This is a genomic window from uncultured Parasphingorhabdus sp. (assembly GCF_963975555.1).
Taxonomy (GTDB): Bacteria; Pseudomonadota; Alphaproteobacteria; order Sphingomonadales; family Sphingomonadaceae; genus Parasphingorhabdus.
In genome coordinates, this window is record NZ_CAXBHH010000001.1 from 288,456 (window position 1) to 305,662 (window position 17,207).

The 17,207-nt window shown below is 55.4% G+C and carries 23 protein-coding genes; 15 read left to right on the plus strand and 8 right to left on the minus strand.

What is annotated here, in order from left to right:
- From AAC060_RS01325 to hemE, 5 genes are all read right to left on the minus strand, one after another.
- Positions 1-726, minus strand: coding sequence for a YjbE family putative metal transport protein (locus tag AAC060_RS01325; protein ID WP_339822012.1), 726 nt, complete (start codon positions 724-726; stop codon positions 1-3).
- Complete coding sequence (locus tag AAC060_RS01330) at positions 719-1,018, minus strand: antibiotic biosynthesis monooxygenase (RefSeq protein WP_339822015.1); 300 nt, start codon at positions 1,016-1,018, stop codon at positions 719-721. The genes AAC060_RS01325 and AAC060_RS01330 overlap by 8 nt, the downstream gene beginning before the upstream one ends.
- An 18-nt stretch (positions 1,019-1,036) precedes the next feature.
- Positions 1,037-2,293 carry a transcription termination factor Rho gene (gene rho, locus AAC060_RS01335; protein WP_339688533.1) on the minus strand — a complete coding sequence of 419 codons (1,257 nt, stop codon included), beginning with the start codon at positions 2,291-2,293 and terminating at the stop codon, positions 1,037-1,039.
- Positions 2,294-2,446: 153 nt separating this feature from the next.
- Positions 2,447-2,890, minus strand: coding sequence for a CopD family protein (locus AAC060_RS01340; RefSeq protein WP_339822017.1), 444 nt, complete (start codon positions 2,888-2,890; stop codon positions 2,447-2,449).
- Positions 2,887-3,921: a uroporphyrinogen decarboxylase gene (hemE, locus tag AAC060_RS01345; protein ID WP_339822020.1), complete on the minus strand. Its 1,035-nt coding sequence runs from the start codon at positions 3,919-3,921 to the stop codon at positions 2,887-2,889. Before hemE ends, AAC060_RS01340 begins: the two co-directional genes overlap by 4 nt.
- Positions 3,922-4,223: 302 nt before the next feature.
- Here hemE and AAC060_RS01350 point away from each other — a divergent pair, with 302 nt between their 5' ends.
- The 11 genes from AAC060_RS01350 to AAC060_RS01400 all read left to right on the plus strand — a co-directional run bounded on the left by AAC060_RS01350 (position 4,224) and on the right by AAC060_RS01400 (position 11,383).
- Positions 4,224-5,081, plus strand: coding sequence for a pyruvate, water dikinase regulatory protein (locus AAC060_RS01350; RefSeq protein WP_339822023.1), 858 nt, complete (start codon positions 4,224-4,226; stop codon positions 5,079-5,081).
- Positions 5,074-5,679 (plus strand): nucleoside triphosphate pyrophosphatase, encoded by a 606-nt coding sequence (locus AAC060_RS01355; protein WP_339822026.1) that lies wholly within the window; start codon positions 5,074-5,076, stop codon positions 5,677-5,679. Before AAC060_RS01350 ends, AAC060_RS01355 begins: the two co-directional genes overlap by 8 nt.
- On the plus strand, positions 5,676-6,494 hold the full coding sequence (gene aroE / locus AAC060_RS01360; RefSeq protein WP_339822029.1) for a shikimate dehydrogenase: 819 nt from the start codon (positions 5,676-5,678) through the stop codon (positions 6,492-6,494). Before AAC060_RS01355 ends, aroE begins: the two co-directional genes overlap by 4 nt.
- Positions 6,491-7,099: a dephospho-CoA kinase gene (gene coaE, locus AAC060_RS01365; protein ID WP_339822032.1), complete on the plus strand. Its 609-nt coding sequence runs from the start codon at positions 6,491-6,493 to the stop codon at positions 7,097-7,099. The genes aroE and coaE overlap by 4 nt, the downstream gene beginning before the upstream one ends.
- Positions 7,100-7,126: 27 nt before the next feature.
- A complete protein-coding gene (gene dnaQ / locus AAC060_RS01370) occupies positions 7,127-7,825 on the plus strand; it encodes a DNA polymerase III subunit epsilon (RefSeq protein WP_339822035.1) in 699 nt (232 codons plus the stop codon).
- 46 nt (positions 7,826-7,871) lie between these two features.
- Complete coding sequence (raiA, locus tag AAC060_RS01375; RefSeq protein WP_339822038.1) at positions 7,872-8,444, plus strand: ribosome-associated translation inhibitor RaiA; 573 nt, start codon at positions 7,872-7,874, stop codon at positions 8,442-8,444.
- A gap of 139 nt (positions 8,445-8,583) precedes the next feature.
- Positions 8,584-9,054 carry a PTS sugar transporter subunit IIA gene (locus tag AAC060_RS01380; protein WP_339822041.1) on the plus strand — a complete coding sequence of 157 codons (471 nt, stop codon included), beginning with the start codon at positions 8,584-8,586 and terminating at the stop codon, positions 9,052-9,054.
- Positions 9,055-9,062: 8 nt separating this feature from the next.
- Complete coding sequence (locus AAC060_RS01385) at positions 9,063-9,542, plus strand: PaaI family thioesterase (RefSeq protein WP_339822043.1); 480 nt, start codon at positions 9,063-9,065, stop codon at positions 9,540-9,542.
- Positions 9,535-9,873 carry a DUF1491 family protein gene (locus AAC060_RS01390; RefSeq protein ID WP_339822046.1) on the plus strand — a complete coding sequence of 113 codons (339 nt, stop codon included), beginning with the start codon at positions 9,535-9,537 and terminating at the stop codon, positions 9,871-9,873. The genes AAC060_RS01385 and AAC060_RS01390 overlap by 8 nt, the downstream gene beginning before the upstream one ends.
- A 203-nt stretch (positions 9,874-10,076) precedes the next feature.
- A complete protein-coding gene (locus AAC060_RS01395) occupies positions 10,077-10,784 on the plus strand; it encodes a cell wall hydrolase (RefSeq protein ID WP_339822049.1) in 708 nt (235 codons plus the stop codon).
- Between the two features lie 80 nt (positions 10,785-10,864).
- On the plus strand, positions 10,865-11,383 hold the full coding sequence (locus AAC060_RS01400; RefSeq protein WP_339822050.1) for an MmcB family DNA repair protein: 519 nt from the start codon (positions 10,865-10,867) through the stop codon (positions 11,381-11,383).
- A gap of 7 nt (positions 11,384-11,390) precedes the next feature.
- Here the strand turns inward: AAC060_RS01400 and AAC060_RS01405 are convergent, their stop codons facing one another.
- Complete coding sequence (locus AAC060_RS01405) at positions 11,391-12,044, minus strand: ankyrin repeat domain-containing protein (RefSeq protein WP_339822052.1); 654 nt, start codon at positions 12,042-12,044, stop codon at positions 11,391-11,393.
- Positions 12,045-12,137: 93 nt separating this feature from the next.
- On the opposite strand from AAC060_RS01405, the gene AAC060_RS01410 reads away from it, so the two are divergent.
- From AAC060_RS01410 to AAC060_RS01420, 3 genes are read left to right on the plus strand one after another with little or no spacing between them, the layout of a single operon-like run.
- Positions 12,138-12,770 (plus strand): SCO family protein, encoded by a 633-nt coding sequence (locus AAC060_RS01410; protein ID WP_339822054.1) that lies wholly within the window; start codon positions 12,138-12,140, stop codon positions 12,768-12,770.
- Entirely contained in the window at positions 12,758-13,204 is a 447-nt protein-coding gene (locus AAC060_RS01415) for a YcgN family cysteine cluster protein (protein ID WP_339822057.1), read from the plus strand. Before AAC060_RS01410 ends, AAC060_RS01415 begins: the two co-directional genes overlap by 13 nt.
- On the plus strand, positions 13,191-13,937 hold the full coding sequence (locus AAC060_RS01420; RefSeq protein ID WP_339822060.1) for a SprT family zinc-dependent metalloprotease: 747 nt from the start codon (positions 13,191-13,193) through the stop codon (positions 13,935-13,937). The genes AAC060_RS01415 and AAC060_RS01420 overlap by 14 nt, the downstream gene beginning before the upstream one ends.
- A 9-nt stretch (positions 13,938-13,946) precedes the next feature.
- Here the strand turns inward: AAC060_RS01420 and AAC060_RS01425 are convergent, their stop codons facing one another.
- Together AAC060_RS01425 and msrB are read right to left on the minus strand one after the other, a co-directional pair.
- Positions 13,947-16,061, minus strand: coding sequence for a PBP1A family penicillin-binding protein (locus tag AAC060_RS01425; protein ID WP_339822063.1), 2,115 nt, complete (start codon positions 16,059-16,061; stop codon positions 13,947-13,949).
- An 86-nt stretch (positions 16,062-16,147) separates the two neighbouring features.
- Positions 16,148-16,546: a peptide-methionine (R)-S-oxide reductase MsrB gene (gene msrB, locus AAC060_RS01430; protein WP_339822066.1), complete on the minus strand. Its 399-nt coding sequence runs from the start codon at positions 16,544-16,546 to the stop codon at positions 16,148-16,150.
- Positions 16,547-16,667: 121 nt separating this feature from the next.
- Here msrB and AAC060_RS01435 point away from each other — a divergent pair, with 121 nt between their 5' ends.
- The gene (locus tag AAC060_RS01435; protein ID WP_339822069.1) at positions 16,668-17,207 is read left to right on the plus strand and encodes a DUF4402 domain-containing protein; all 540 of its coding nucleotides are present in this window, start codon (positions 16,668-16,670) and stop codon (positions 17,205-17,207) included.

Below are 17,207 nucleotides of genomic sequence, written 5' to 3' on the forward strand. Positions count from 1 at the left end.
CTAGAACAGCGTCAAAATACCAATCGTCTGCTCGTCACCCACAAGTCCGGAATAGATCATCTTGCCAGCAACATAGACGATGACCGCCAGTCCCAGATAAGCAATCCATTTGTAACGCTCGATATATTTGGCGATGACATTGGCGGCGAGACCCATCAGGGCGACCGACAACAGCAGGCCTATCACCAATATGCCCGGATGCTCGCGCGCCGCACCCGCCACGCCCAGAACATTGTCGAGGCTCATCGACACATCAGCTGCGGTAACGGCCCATACAGCCGCCCAGAAGCTTCTCTGGGCCTTTACGCCGCTGCGTTCGTCGCCTTCAATCTCTTCCGATCCGGGAGATTCGCCTTCGTGGAAAATCTCGCGGTAAAAACTCCAGCCGACCCAGAGCAGCAACAAGCCACCAGCCAGCACCAGACCGACGATCTGCAACAGCTGCACGACGATCAAGGCGAATAATATCCGCAGGATCAGCGCGACAGCGATACCGATCATGATAACCTTGCGGCGCTGCTCCGCTGGCAAGCTGCCGGCCAAAGCACCGACAACGATTGCGTTATCGGCGGCAAATACCAGATCGATCAGCACCACCTGCCCGAAAGCCGCAAGCGCGGCGGGTGATCCGATATTGGAGAAATCATGGACGATCGCCGCCCAGATATCTGAAACAGAACCAAGGCCGGTTGCGGCAGCGGATAAAATCGGAAGAAGTTCAATCATGGAAAATAGAAGGTCCGTAATAGTTCACGACCGGCATAGGATCATAAAATTCGTGAAGCAAGATGCGCCATTGTTGATAATCGTCTGACTGCCGAAATCGTTCCCGATGTGAGTCAATCCGGTCCCATATAATCAGCAACAAATAGCGGGTCGGGTCATCCGATGACGGTCGTATTTCGATAGACTGAAAACCCGGCTGCCGGGTTACCAGCGGTCTGGCTTCTGCCATCGCCGCTTCAAAACTGTCCGATTGCCCTGGCCGAACCTGCAATATGGCATGTTCCAATATCACCAGGGCAATCCGGAATTTTTACTGGTTCATGCTGTCGAAGAAATCGTCGTTGGATTTTGAATCCTTCATCTTGTCGAGCAGGAATTCCATCGCGTCGATTGTGCCCATTTGCATGAGAATACGGCGAAGCACCCACATTTTCTTGAGCTTCTCGTCCTCGACCAGCAATTCTTCCTTACGCGTACCGGATTTACCGACATCGAGAGCCGGGAAGATACGTTTGTCGGAGACCTTGCGATCCAGCACAATTTCGGAGTTACCGGTGCCCTTGAATTCTTCAAAGATGACTTCGTCCATCCGGCTGCCGGTATCGATCAAGGCGGTGGCAATGATCGACAGCGAACCACCTTCCTCGATATTACGGGCAGCACCGAAAAAGCGTTTCGGACGTTGCAGCGCGTTCGCGTCAACACCACCGGTGAGAACCTTGCCGGAGCTTGGTACAACGGTGTTATAAGCGCGGCCGAGACGGGTAATCGAGTCGAGCAGAATGACAACATCATGCTTGTGCTCGACCAGACGTTTGGCTTTTTCGATCACCATTTCGGCTACCTGCACGTGGCGGGTAGCGGGCTCGTCAAAGGTCGAGCTGATCACTTCACCCTTCACCGAACGCTGCATGTCGGTGACTTCTTCCGGCCGTTCGTCGATCAGCAAGACCAGCAAATAGACTTCCGGATGATTGTCGGTGATCGCCTTGGCGATATTCTGTAGCAGTACGGTTTTACCAGTGCGCGGAGGTGCCACAATCAGGGCGCGCTGACCCTTGCCCTGCGGCGAAATAATATCGATCACCCGAGCGGACTTGTCTTTGTCGGTCGGATCGAGACTGTCGAGCTTGAGCTTCTCATCCGGATAAAGCGGCGTGAGATTGTCAAAATTCACCCGGTGACGGACAGCGTCGGGCTCGTCAAAGTTGATCGCGGTCAACTTGGTCAGCGCGAAATAACGCTCGCCATCACGAGGTGCGCGAATTTCGCCTTCGACCGTATCGCCGGTGCGCAGGCCGAATTTGCGGACCTGGTTGGGAGACACATAAATATCATCGGGGCCGGCGAGATAATTGGCTTCGGGCGAACGCAAAAAGCCAAATCCGTCGGGCAGCACTTCGATCGTGCCGAGGCCCATGATCAGTTCGTCCTGATCAGCGAGCTCTTTCAAAATCGCAAACATCAGATCCTGTTTGCGCAGGGTCGACGCGCTTTCAACGCCCAGTTCTTCCGCCATCGAGACGAGACCGGCGGGCGATTTTTCTTTTAATTCTTTTAAATGCATGGAGGTTTATCCAGATGTTTTAGGAAATCATAATTTGTTTTGCATGTGTGCAGCTATTTGCTGGTTTCGAAATTCGATGTACATGAAAATTTAGCCCGGACGGGCTTTGGCGTTTATTTACGCCTTTGTCATTTGAGTGTCAACCAACGCCGTTCAGAACGGCTTGATGATCACCAATATCACAATGATCGCTGCGGCAACGCCAGGCACTTCATTGGTCAGACGCAGGGCTTTATCGCTCATCGTCCGCTCACCACGCGCCAGTTTTTTGCTATAGCCAATCATCCATCCATGATAGCCCGACAACGCCAGCACCATCAATAATTTGGCGTGAAACCAGCCCTGGCTGAACGCGCCGATATTATAGGCGAGCAACAGGCCGACCACCCAGACAATGATCAGTGACGGATTGAGAATGATCTTGCGGAGCTTGCCCTCGCGTTCGATCCATTTCCCGTCTTCTTCGGAACCGACTGCGGTTTCCTGATGATAGACAAAGAAACGGGGCATCATGAACAGCCCTGCCATCCAGAAAATCACGAAGATCAGATGGGCCGCTTTCAACCAGAGATAGAGCATGGACAGAATTTCATTCATTGCCTCACAAGTGTAAGCAGCTTTTCAACATGTTCAATGGGCGTGTCCGGTAAAATTCCGTGGCCGAGATTGAAAATATGCGGGCGATCTTCAAATATTTGCAAAATATGCCGCACGGATTTCTCCAGCGCTTCGCCGCCGGCAATCAGGGCCAGCGGATCGAGATTGCCTTGCAACGGCAGATCGGCTGGAAGATTTGCATGGGCCCAGACCGGATCCACCGTTTCATCCAGGCCAATCGCGCTGGCACCGGTTTCATTGGCATAAGCCACCAGTTTCGCGCCGGCGCCCTTGGGAAATCCGATAATTGGCAGATCGGGATGAACCGCTTTTAGCCGCGATATGATTTCGGCATTGGGCGCGATCACCCATTTTTCAAATTGTGCCGGTGACAGGGATCCGGCCCAGCTGTCGAACAGCTGCACCGCATCGACACCGGCCTCGATCTGGCCGAGCAGATATTCGACGGTATTCTCGATGATCGCATTGATCAGTTCGGAAAAAGCCGCTTCGTCCTTGTACGCATAACGACGGGTGACACCCTGGTCCTTGCTGCCCTGCCCGTGGACCATGTAGGTCGCGACGGTCCAGGGACTGCCGGCAAAGCCCATGAAGGTTGTTTTGTCGTCGAGCCGTTCGGCAACCCGGCGCACGGTGGCGTAAATAGCTTCAAAATGCTCGGGAGCACCCTCTAGAGACGACAAAGCGGCATCAACCAGCCTTGGTGCCAGCCGGGGTCCTTCTCCCTTCTCAAACCATAGTTTCTGACCCATCGCATGCGGGACGATCAATATGTCTGAAAACAGGATCGCACCGTCAAAGCCGAAACGCTTGATCGGTTGCAATGTCACTTCCGCAGCCGATTCCGCATCGTAGCAAAGTTCGAGAAATCCGCCCTTTTTCGCGCGCAATTCACGATATTCCGGCAAATAGCGGCCAGCCTGACGCATGAGCCAGACCGGCGTTTGATCGGTTTTCTTGCCGAGCAATGTCTGGAGGAGAATTTTAGGGGAGTCGGTTCCGTTCGGCATAGAAAGGCGGTCATCCATTATATATATTTAAGTATTAATTATAGAATTGTTGTTGATGATAGAGCGTGGAAAAGGCGGTAACCTGCCAGCGCCGCAAATACAAACAGATTGACAGGTGCCCGTAAACGAAAAATTAACCGATTCTAGAATTTGATCCCCGCTATCCACAGTCTGTGGATGGAATCTATCAATGTTGGTGCGCTGTGGATGAATTTGTGGGAGTCGGGTAAGAATATTCCGCAAGTGGTTATCCCCAACTTCATCCCTTGCTTTATCCACCGTGAAATCACAAAGCTTAGGTCATGAATAGGCTCCACCTCCATTTATTATCGGACTCCACTGGCGAGACACTGGAAAACATCGCCAAAGCGGCGCTTGCGCAGTTTGACGGTGTCGAGATTATCAAACATTTCTGGCCCATGGTCCGTTCCGAGAAGCATCTCAACCGGATTTTGGCCGAGGTCGCGGACAATCCGGGGCTGGTCATATTCACTATCGTCAATCGCGACATCAGGGCGAAGCTCGAGCGGGAATGCCGGCATCTCGGCCTGCCGTCCGTTCCGGCACTGGATACGGTGACCGATGCCTTGTCGAACATGCTCGGTCAGGAAGCCAAAGCGCGACCGGGCCGTCAGCATATTCTCGACGCTGCCTATTTCGCCCGGGTCGAGGCGATCCAGTTCACCATTGCCCATGATGACGGTGTCGGCTGGGAAAACTGGGAGGCGGCCGATATCGTGCTTGCCGGTGTGTCCCGAACCTCGAAAACGCCAACGTCCATTTATCTCGCCAATCGGGGTTTCAAAACCGCCAATATTCCGATCGTCCCGGAATCCCCGCCACCCGAAGTTCTGTTTCGCTTGAAGAATCCGCTGATTGTCGGATTGATCACCGGTGCCTCCCGGCTGGTCCAGGTACGGCGCAACCGCCTGTTGTCGCTGAACCAGGCGCCGGAAACCGATTATGTCAACGAAGAGAAGGTCAAGGAAGAAACCCAATATGCCCGGCGGATGTTCGCCGACAATGGCTGGCCGATGATTGATGTGACTCGCCGGTCTATCGAAGAATCCGCAGCGGCGATTATCAACCTCTATAACGAGCGCCATGTTGCCGCCGGAGACAGTGTTGTCAGCGGCAGTCAGGCCGACAGCGATGAATGATCTGCCGCTGATTCTGGCTTCCAAAAGTCAGGCGCGGCGCGCGATGCTGGCCGCCGCTGGCATTACTGCGGAAGCGATCGCCCCCAATGTTGACGAAGACGCGCTTAAAGAAGGGCTGAAGAGCGAAGGCGTGACCGCCCGCAATCTTGCCGATGCGCTTGCCGAGGCAAAAGCGGTCCGGCTGTCACGGCGGGTCGGAGCCGGGCTGGTATTGGGTGCCGACCAGATTCTAGCGATGGACGACGGGGTGATGCTGGACAAGCCGGTCGACCCTGCCGATGCGATCGCTCATCTGAAATTGCTGTCGGGCAGGAAACACAAGCTGTTCAGCGCGGCAGTGATTGCCGAACAAGGGACTCCCGTGTGGCGCCATATCGATATCGCGACGCTTTCGGTAAGACCGCTAAGTGACGCTTTTATCGAGCAATATGTCGAGGCCGAATGGGACAATATCCGCCATTGTGTCGGCTGTTACGAGATCGAGGGTAGAGGTGCCCAGCTTTTTTCTGCTATTGACGGCAGCCAGTTCACGATCATGGGGCTGCCTTTGCTGCACCTGCTCGACTATCTTCGCATTCGGGGTATTTTGACGTCATGACCACAACCATTCCATATGCCGATGTCATCGGTGACCCGATTGCCCAGAGCAAATCTCCGCTGATCCACAAATTCTGGCTGGACCGGCTGGCGATCGAGGCGGATTATCGCCGTCACCATGTTACGCCCGACGAATTGGCGGATTATATCGAACAGCGGCGTTCTGATCCGGCCTGGCGCGGCTGCAATGTGACTCTGCCGCACAAAATCGCGATCATGGATCTGGTGAGTGATCCCGGCGGTGTTCGTGAGAAGATAGGTGCAATGAACACCATTGTCCGACAGGCAGATGGTAGCCTGATCGGGACAAATACCGATGCTGCCGGTTTTATGGCACCGATTGCGGATACCGACTGGTCGGGGAAACATGCGGTCGTGATCGGCGCAGGGGGCGCCGCGCGGGCGGTATTATTCGCCCTGAAACAGGTCGGAATCGGCGAAATAACATTTCTCGCTCGAAGCGGCCTGAAAGCGACGGGCTTGTTGATGCAGGCCTCGGTGAAAGGCAGTGTCCTGCCGATGGATGCGCGCTTGCCGGAAGCCGATCTCCTGATCAATGCCAGTCCGCTCGGCATGACGGGCAAGGCAGCGCTGGAGGTGGATCTGGATCCCTTGCCGGCTGACGCTCTGGTCTACGATCTTGTCTATGCGCCGCTTGAGACCGGTCTATTGCGGGCGGCCAAAAAGCGCGATCTGGCGGTGGTTGACGGGCTGGATATGCTGATCGGCCAGGCAGCACTGGCTTTCGAATTGTTCTTTGGCGCGACGCCGCCGATGGAAGATGATGCCGAACTCAGAAAATTGCTGATCGCATGACGAAGCGGGACAAGCCCCATATCGTCGGTCTGACGGGTTCGATCGGCATGGGAAAATCCACCGTCGCGCAAATGTTTGTCGATGAAGGCGTTCCCTTGTTCGATGCCGATGCCGCCGTGCACCAGTTGCAAGGACCGGGTGGCGCTCTGGTCGATGCGATCGAGGCCCTGTTTCCGGGCAGCACGAACAGCGAGGGTGTGGATCGCCAGAAGCTGGGAGCGGCAGTGCTCGGAGATCCGGCTGCCCTGCAGCAGCTTGAACAGCTGATTCATCCGGCAGTAGGGGAAATGCGGCTGGCATTTCTGAAACAACATAGCGACCGGCCGATTATCCTGTTCGACATTCCGCTGCTATTTGAAAAATCCGGTGCCGAGGGCGTTGACCATATTGTCGTGGTTTCCGCCGGCCCGGAAGACCAGCGGAGCCGTGTCCTTGCCCGTCCCGGCATGACCGAGGAGCGGTTTGAACAGATAAAGGCGCTGCAAATGCCGGACGCTGAAAAGCGGCAAAAGGCCGATTCTGTGATCGATACATCCCGGCCTCACGCGGAAACGCGACGGCAAGTGCAAAAACTTGTTCAAAAACTGAAAGCATCCCTTGCGTAACCCAAGTTTCGCTCCGATATTGGATTCATGCGAGAGATAATTTTCGACACCGAAACCACCGGCTTTGATCCACAAAATGGGGACCGGATGGTTGAAATCGGTTGTATCGAAATGATTGACCGGATCGAAACCGGGCAGAGCTTCCATTGCTATTATAATCCGGAACGGCCGATGCCAAAGGCCGCCGAGAATGTGCACGGGCTTTCCGACGTATTTTTGTCCGACAAAAAATTGTTCGCGTCCGGAGCGAAAGAGCTTCTCGATTTTCTGGGTGATGCCAATCTCGTCGCCCATAATGCGCAATTCGATTTCAATTTTCTCAATGCCGAGCTGGTTTTATGCGGGTTTAAACCGATTTCGCGGTTTCGCATGATCGATACGCTGGCGATTGCCAAATCCAAACATCCCGGTGCCAAATTGTCGCTCGACGCATTATGCTCGCGCTATGGCATCGACCGTAGCCATCGGGTGAAACATGGTGCGCTGCTTGATGCGGAATTGCTCACCCAGCTCTATATCGAACTGACCGGCGGCCGCCAGATCGGGCTGGGGCTGGCGGAGGACAGCAAGCGGCAGGAATCTCTTGCCACTCTGCAATCAACATCACAGCGGCCGGAACGCCGGACATTTATGGTCGCGCGAGAGCATCATGCGAGTGCGGATGAACTGGCGCGGCATCAGAAATTTATCGAGGGTATCGAAAGCCCTCTTTGGACAGAGGTTTAACGGTTCCGCCAATTGTGTAACGGTGCCCAATAAAAGGAGAATAATTATGGAAGTTCGTGTTTCAGGACACCAGGTCGATACCGGTGATGCGCTCCAAACCCACGCCGAGGACCGGATGCGTGCGATCGCCAGTAAATATTTCACCAAGGCCATCTCCGCCAATGTCACTGTCAGTAAAGCGCCACATGGGCATTTCAGATGCGATATTGTGAATCACGTTATGCAGGGTCTGATGCTGAAAGCTGACGCAGCAGCCGGCGATGCCCACCAGGCATTTGATCAGGCGGCTGACAAGATCGAAAAACAGCTGCGCCGCTACATGCGGCGGCTCAACGACCACCATGTTCAGGCGCAATATGCTGCGAAACAGGAAGAGGCTGCATATCGGGTGTTTGATTCCCATGATGAGGAAGAGGAGAGCGAAGTGAATGGCGATTCTCCTCCGATCATCGCCGAAACCAGCACCGATATACCGGAAGCCAGCGTTTCGAATGCCGTAATGATGATGGATTTGCGCAATACCAGCGCGCTATTGTTCAAAAACTCTGGCACTGGCACCCATAATATGGTCTATCGCCGCCCCGACGGCACAATTGGTTGGGTAGAGCCGCATAGCTGATAGGGTCGCTTAGTGGCCCAATCGGCAGATGATTGGTGTTTCTGTCGATCGGGCCACCGCGCTCCGGCTACCAAATCTCGGGATATTTGCGCTTTTTGGCGAATATCTCCGGGATAAAAGGCCGGGATAAAAGGAATATATGATGACAATCTCGTCCGTTCGATTGGATATAGCAGCCGTTCGGGATTGCCCCGCTGAAGGCGGCAAGGACGAAATCTTGCGCCTGGTCGGTGAAATCGGTCAGGAATGCTATGGTCTTGATGCGGAAGCCGTGCGGACAGGACTGGTGGCTCGCGAAGCGCTGGGCTCAACCGGATTCGGGCGACAGATCGCCATACCGCACAGCAAATTGGGCGACCTTGACCGCTGCGTCGGCATTTTTTTGCGCCTTGCCGAACCGGTTGAATTCGATGCGCAAGATGGCAAGCCGGTCGATCTGATATTCGCCTTGCTGTCTCCCGCAAAAGGCGGAGTCGAGCATCTACAGGCTTTGGCCGAGATTTCCCGTTTTCTACGGGATGACAATATGGTTGCGAAGCTCCGGGGCGCATCGGGTCAGGATGCCCTATATGCACTGCTGAGCAAGCAGCGCGAACAGCGGGCCGCCTGATATCCGTCATGACAGATAATCCCGAAACTGGTTTGGAAAGCGGCGGCGCACAAGGACATTTTCGCGCCCTGGAACGGCTTTATGCCGAAGCCCCGATCAACCGGCTGTTCAGTTCGCGGCTGGAAATCGGTGAACCTGGCACGGCCAGAATATTTTTTGATGTCAACGAACGCTATTATCACGCAGCCGGGGCCGTCCACGGCACGGCCTATTTCAAAATGCTGGATGATGCGGCCTTCTACGCTGCCAACAGCCTGGTCTCTGACCGTTTCATCCTGACCACCGCCTTCAATCTGCTCTTCACCAAGCCGCTCAAGTCCGGGCCGGTAATAGCCGAAGGTCGCTGGGTTAGTGGTAAACGCCGGGTGTTTGTCGCTGATGCCCGGCTGGTCGATAGCGAGGGTGAAGAAATTGCCCGCGGTACCGGGACATTCATGCGGTCGCATATCCCCCTGGCAACACTGCCCGGCTATAAAAAAGATGATTGAACCGCGCCTGTCTGCGGAAATGAAGGTGCAAATCCTTCTCAGGCTGGTTAGCCAAAATGGTGGTTTCGGTGCCGTATTGAAAAAGGGTGACCGGATATCCGGCGCGATCCTGATTCAATGTCTGGAAAAGGGTGCAAACCCTAAGCTTCTAGAGAATATGCCATCGCTTGACGGCTCTCCCAACTGGCAGCAAATATGGCCGCAAGATACTGATAACAATAAAGAATTAACCAGTTATATTGATCAAAGATTCCGCTTTGACCCCGATATGTGGTTAATTGAACTGGACGTCCCGGAAGCGGAACGCTTCATCGCCCTACTGGGTCAGTAAACTTGACTTTATTCCGCAAAACCATATTTGGCGCTCTACTTTGATGCGCAGGTTGCCGCTCGGTTTGTCAGGAATGACAAGCGGTAAACACGCAGTCGGGGAGAGCAGTAACGGACCTTCGCTTTGATTTTTGGGTCTGTTTTGGCAGTTTTGACGGGTAAGTCATGAACCGCTCTGGTCTCACCGCATAAAAAAATAGGTTTATGAGCAAAATTTTTCGTGCCGCAAGCGTCCTTTCGCTTGCTCTTACTACGGTCGCGGCATTGTCCGTCACCGATGTGTCCTTCGCGTTGGAAGCAACCGATGAGACGCCTGAAACCGAGATTTTTGTCGATCCGGCTCTTTTGGAAGCCGACGAATCGAACCAGGCCATTATATTTGGCGAACAACAGGAAGTTGTCGCCGAAATCCCCAAGGATGTTGTTGAGTCGGACAAGATTGCCAATGAGGGCGCAGAGCGCGATTTTGGTGTAGATGTTGACTATACAAATGATGATGCGTTGTCGTTGAGCCAGCTGGTGAGCCAGCAATCCGTAGACGGCTCCCTTGATGCCGAGATGCAGTGTCTCGCCGGAACCGTCTATTTTGAATCCAAGGGCGAATCGCTGCAGGGTCAGCTTGCCGTTGCCCGTGTGGTTCTGGCCCGCGTTGAATCTTCCCGTTTTCCGGATACTATCTGTGGCGTTGTTTATCAGCGCAGCCAGTTTTCGTTCGTTCGCGGTGGCAAGATGCCGCGCATCAAAACCGGACGCCAGACTTGGCGTAACGCGGTGGCGATTGCCAAAATTGCAGCGAATGATGGCTGGAAAAGCTCTGTAGAGGGTGCCTTGTTCTTTCACGCCCGTCATGTTTCGCCGGGCTGGCGCCTCAAACGGCTGGCATCGATCGACAATCATATCTTCTATCGCTAATCGCTCCGGCAATATGGAATTCATAAAGGCTCCCTTGCGGGGGCCTTTATTTTGTTCTTTTTATGTTCTAACCAGCTTCAATGACGATTATCGATGATTCGCTTGGCTTGTTGGCAGTTCATGATGAGTTGACCGGCGCGCAGGCCGTCGCTCGTGGTGTCGCCCGGATGTTTTTAAGACATGACATCATGGTTTTGCCCGAAGTCAGTTTGCGAAACAGGCGCCGGGCAGATCTGATGGGGATTGATGCCAAGGGACAGATCGTCATTGTCGAGATAAAGGTCGCGCGCAGCGATCTGCTCGGTGACAGCAAATGGACGGAATATCTGGATTATTGTGACCGGTTCTACTGGGCCTTGCCGACCGGATTTGATGCGTCACCCGTCGATGGCGCTGATTTTCTGCCTGATCGCACCGGTTTGATTATCGCCGATGCTTATGATGCGGAAATGGTGCGTGCCGCTGCGACCCATGCGCTTGCTCCGGCGCGGCGCAAGACGGAGACCATGCGGCTGGCGCGCCGCGCTATGCGACGTGCAGCGATCTCCGATGGCTGGATCAGCCCCGCCTCCGGTCTGCACAAACCGGACGGGATATGAACGAGGACTAGCCTACCGGCCCGAAAAACTTTCCTTCAGGTGCCGGTTTTTTATCGGCGTCCGCTTTTTCAATCTCCGCCAAAATGGCAGCCGTCCGTCGATCCTGCGAAGCATAGTCACGGGCCGATTTGCCCGCCAGCGTGTCGGTGCGGTTCGGATCGGCGCCGTTCGCAAGCAGCACGCGGACCAGTTCCGTATCACGGAGATGAACTGCCAGAATCAGTGCGGTTTCGCCTTGTCTATTTGTTTCATCCACCTTTGCCTCTTTGGCCAAAAGGGTTCTGACGCCATCGACAAAGCGCAGCTGGGTAGCGAGGTGGAGAGGCGTAATACCCTCTTTGTCCGAAAGATTGGGATTCGCCCCTTTTTGAAGCAGGAACTCGAGCCAGGTATTGTCGCGCCGCTCTACCACGATATGCAGGGCTGTCTGGCCGGAGGAATGATCGCGCGTATTGACGATCACCGATCCAGGACGGCTGAGAAATTTGGTCGCTTCTTCGCCATCACGGTCTTTGACCGCCTTCAGAAAATTATAGCTGTCCGAAAATTGCGCGGCGGCGGGTGTCGACAAAGACATTGCTGCGACCGTAATCCCCGCAAAGCGGAAGAAAAGCGCGAATTTACCGGCCCAAATTGCATCCGTATGATTTTTGTTGAACATTCTAGGCCCCATTTTGCTAACCGGTGACATATCACCGATCCGTTATAATTGCTGACTATCAATTATCTGTTGAATTTGATCCAGTAGCAGACCATGTCTGGCCTCGTAATGAACAATTTCAAAAACATCGCAAAATCGATCCTCAGCGCAGGATTATTGACCCTCATGACCGCTTGTAATGCCGCATCCGACGGGAGCACGGCGGCGGATAGCGAGCCACCGCTCGCCGGGGCAAAAATTGGCGGTGACTTCACGCTGACAAACCAGGATGGCGGCAGAACATCGGAGGATCAGTTCAAGGGCCAATATCGGATCATGTATTTCGGTTACAGCTACTGCCCGGATGTCTGTCCGATCGACCTCGCCAATATCATGCTTGGATTGAAGCAGGCCGAAAAGGAAAATCCGGCCCTGAGCAAGAAGGTCCAGCCGATTTTCATATCGGTCGACCCCGAGCGTGATACGCCGGCGGTTCTGAAGCAATATGTTTCCGCCTTCCACCCCCGGCTTATTGGCCTCACTGGCAGTGCCGAGGAAATCGCGGCCGTCGCGGAAAAATATCTGATCATTTATGACATCCGCAAAGACGAATCATCGAGCGAATATCTCGTCGATCATAGCCGTCAGGCCTATTTGTTCGGGCCGGATGGCGAGCCGCTGGCGCTGCTTCCCTTTGATGGCACGCCGCAGGATGTTGCCGCTGAAATAAACCGATGGGTCCGCTAGACTCCGATCCGCCGTTTTGGGAACAGCCACTCGAAACGCTCGATCGCGGCCAGTGGGAAGCCTTGTGTGACGGTTGCGGGAAATGCTGTCTGCTGAAAGCGGAAGACGAGGATGATGGCCAGATATATATGACCAACATCGCCTGCAAATTGCTCGACCTTCAGAGCGCGCAGTGCAGCGATTATCGCCACCGCAAGTTCCATGTTCCCAATTGTGTCCGGCTGACCCGGAACAAGCTGGAAGAATTTGAATGGCTGCCCGACAGCTGCGCTTATAAAATGCGCGCCCGCGGCCTGCCTTTACCGGCATGGCATTATCTGGTCTCCGGTGATCGGGAATCGATCCATGCGGCCGGCAAGTCGATCCGTGGCAAGGTCATTCCCGAAAGCAAGGCCGGACCGCTTGAACAGCATATTCTCGATGCGCCTCTTTAGCTCATCGCGTCCCGAACCGCTCGCGATCAGCCTCGACGGGGTCCAATATCCACTCCATTTGCGGCGATCCAAACAGGCCCGGTCGATCATTGTTTCGGCGGATACGGTCAAGGGCATCGTTCGTCTGACGGTGCCCACCCACGCGTCGGAAAATCAGGCGCTGCGCTTTGCCCAGTCAAAGTCCGACTGGCTCAACGCCCGCTTTGCAGAAGCCGTGCCGCCGGTACCGGTCGAGGATGGCAGCCAGATCGCCATTGCAGGCGAGCCCTATATCATAAGATGGTCACCGGACTTTGCGCGTACACCGCAAATCGTCGAAGGAGAAATTAGACTGGGTGGCCCGGCCGAACATGTCGAGCCCCGCATTCTTCGCTGGCTCAAGGCGCAGGCCCGCACGATCTTCGTGGAAGATTTGCAATTTTACTGCGCGCGCGCCGGCTCAGATTTACCCAAATTGGCGGTCGGGGACGCGCGGCGACGCTGGGGTAGCTGTTCCAGTGACAAGTCCATCCGGTTGAGCTGGCGGCTGGTCATGGCACCCGCCCATGTCCGCCGGTCAGTGGTGGCGCACGAAGTGGCGCATCTCACCCATATGGATCATAGTGCGCGTTTTTATGCGTTGCTCGACCGGATTTACGAAATGGACCGGCGTGTCGCGGATCGCTGGCTCAAGGACCATGGTCGCGGGCTGCATATGGTCGGCGTGGAGCGGCAGTCGCCGACGACCGACTGAACCTTTTCCTTATTGCACTTCGGATCGTATCGCATCCGGAATCAGGGATTCCGGCGGCTTTTGCGGAGGCAGCGGCTTCGGTTTCTTGACTGGAGCCGGCTCTGGTTTGCGGGGAGCAGGATCTCCGCCGCGGCCGATCACGGAATCAATCCAGTCCTGGTCCAGCCGTGGGTTATCAGAAGCTTCCCCGTCTTCCAGATCATATTCGATACCGCGGCCAGTCTCTATCGGCATGCCGTTTTCGTCGACGTAGATACCGTCTTCCGGCGCTCCGAACAGCTCGTCTTCATCCGGCTCCAGTTGCCATTCCGGCAAAACAAGCTCGGTCTCGAATTGTTCGACCTTGCGCTTGGCTACGGCAATTTTCATGAACCGGGCAAAGGCGGAGGCCGGAGCCCGGCCACCTTGCAAGCCACTGACCGGCTTGGCATCATCTCGCCCCATCCAGACGCCGGTGGTCAGGCCGCTTGAGAAGCCCAGAAACCAGCCGTCCTTGTTGCTGCTGGTGGTGCCGGTCTTGCCCGCAACCGGCCTGCCGATTTGCGCTGCGCGGCCGGTACCGGTGTTAACCGCGGTCTGCATCAGGTCTGTAATTCCGGCTGCCACCCAGGGATCAACCAGCACACGACTGCCGTCAAACTTGCTCTGATAGAGAATATCACCTTTCATCGTCTGCACCTTGGTGATGCCAAACGGGGTTATCGCGACGCCCTTGGCGCTGACCGATGCAAAGGCCCGAGTCATGTCGATCAGTCGCACATCGGAGGTACCGAGCACCATCGAGGGGTTGGTGTCGATCGGGGTGGTGATACCAAAGCGACGGGCCATATTGGCGATTGTGGAGGTGCCGATGTCATTACCAATCGCTGCCGCGACGGTATTTTTGGAAAAAGCAAAGGCGGTGCGGACATTGATGTCGCCGGCATAGCGATCACCGCTGTTCCGCGGTGTCCAGTTGCCAATGGTGATGGGAGCATCGGTCACCATATCATCCGGCGCATAGCCCGCCTCGAGCGCTGCCATATAGACGAATATTTTCCAGGCGGAGCCGGGTTGGCGGACGGCCTGGGTTGCGCGGTTATAGTTGGATGTCACATAATCGGTCCCGCCGACCATCGCGCGAACCCCGCCATCACGGTCGATAGCCACCAGCGCGCCCTGGGCACCGGCGGGTACGCGCGACTGGATGGCGGCTGCAGCTGCGCGCTGCATATCGAGATCCAGCGTCGTCCACACTTCGATCGGCTCAATCGTTTCGTCGATCAGCAGGTCCAGTTGCGGCAGCGCCCAGTCGGTGAAATAGCGCACACTATTCTGGCGCGGCTCCGGTGCCAGCTTGACTGAAGCAGGCTTGGCTTGCGACGCTTCCGCTGCGGTGATCGCCCCGGCATCCTGCATCACCTCGAGGACCACAGTTGCCCGGCCAATGGCGGCTTTGGCATCGGCGGTCGGGGAATAGCGGGACGGTGCCTTGACTAGGCCGGCGATGATAGCGGCCTCGGCCAGATCAAGCTCTCTGGCGCCATGTGCGAAAAACCGGCGGGACGCGGCATCAATGCCATAAGCACCACCACCATAATAAACCTTGTTGAGATACAGTTCGAGAATCTGCTCTTTGGAAAATTTCCGTTCCATCGCCAGCGCGAGCAATATCTCGCGCCCTTTCCGGCCAAAGGTCCGGTTGTTGTTCAGAAATATGTTTCGTGCGAGTTGCTGGGTGATGGTTGAACCGCCCTGGGCCCAATAGCCGCGCTGTACCCGTACCTGAAGCGAACGGGCGATCCCGATCGGGTCAACGCCGGGATGACTTTCATAGCGGCGGTCCTCGACCGAGACCATCGCCGCCTTCATGACTTCCGGGATATCTTCATAGCGCAGCCACTCGCCGTAGCTCGGCCCCATCGAAAACAATTCCTTGCCATTGACGTCCAGTACCCGGATCATCTGTCCATTGGGTGAGGACTTCAGGTCCTCGAAACCGGGGAGCGAGGATCGGGCAACCAGCACGGCAACCACCAACATAATCGCCCCCAACAAACCAGCGACGAGGCCGGTTTTGGCGATCCGCCACAGCCATTTGCGTACTGGCCCCTGATTTTTGCTGCGTTTTTTTCCGCGCGCCATATTGTTCCGCCCATTATACGCTGAATTTAAGCTTTTCTAGCGTGTTAACGCCTTACTGCAGGCTGAACACGGAAGCACTGGAAAAATCAGTCTGTCTTGGGTTCGAACGCCATTGCGGCGCTATTCATGCAATAGCGCAACCCGGTTTCCGGAGGACCGTCGGGGAAAACATGGCCAAGATGTCCGTCGCAGTTTGAACAGCGGACCTCGACCCGGCGCATGCCCAGACTATTATCTTCTATCTCGGTGACCGCTTCGTTGTCGGCAGGAGCGGAGAAGCTTGGCCAGCCGCAGCCGCTATCGAACTTGCTTTGCGATTCAAACAACTTGCTACCGCAGCCCGCACAGAAAAACTCGCCATCGCGATATTCCGCATTGAGCGCTCCGGTGAAAGCCCGTTCGGTGCCGGCTTCGCGCAGCACATGATATTGTTCAGGCGAGAGCTGTCGCCGCCATTCTTCGTCGCTCAATGTTGTTTTTTCCATATCCTTTAAATGGGACCTCAATCGCAGTCGGTCAAGGGACCTGGCGTATGGCTTGATCACGAATCACAGCAAATCTTAACCGGATATTCAGCATATTTTAGCAATATGCAGGCCTATGAAGATGGTAGCAAAATCCTTGCTGTTCGGGTCAATGGTGACCGTAAGTCTGGCATTCATGCCGGACGCAGTGCGTGCGCAATGTCGGCTTTGTGCCACCAGCCCGGTTTCTGATAATCTCTCCGGAACGATCACAGACAAGTCTGAAATCCCGCTACAAATTGAAATTACGGCCAATCTGGATTTCTCGCGAATGGCTTTATTGAGTAGTAATGGCGGCGTGGTCAGTATTGATCCGACGTCCGGCGCCAGACAAATCAGCGGCAATATCGCCAATCTCGGTGGAATGGCGTTGCATGGCGAAGGAAGGCTGACGGGCGAACCGGGCCGTAGCGTGCGGGTATCGCTGCCGGAACGGATACAGCTGAGCGCGGCCAATGGCTCGACTGCGGAGCTGGAAAAACTCGAGACGAATCTACCCCCTATGGCCCGACTGGATCAGGCTGGCCGACTGATCTTCGCTTTCGGCGGTAAATTGAGAGTGCGGGGCGACGCCAGCGGCCAGTTCCGCGGTCGGATTGCCATCACCGCCGATTACGAGTGA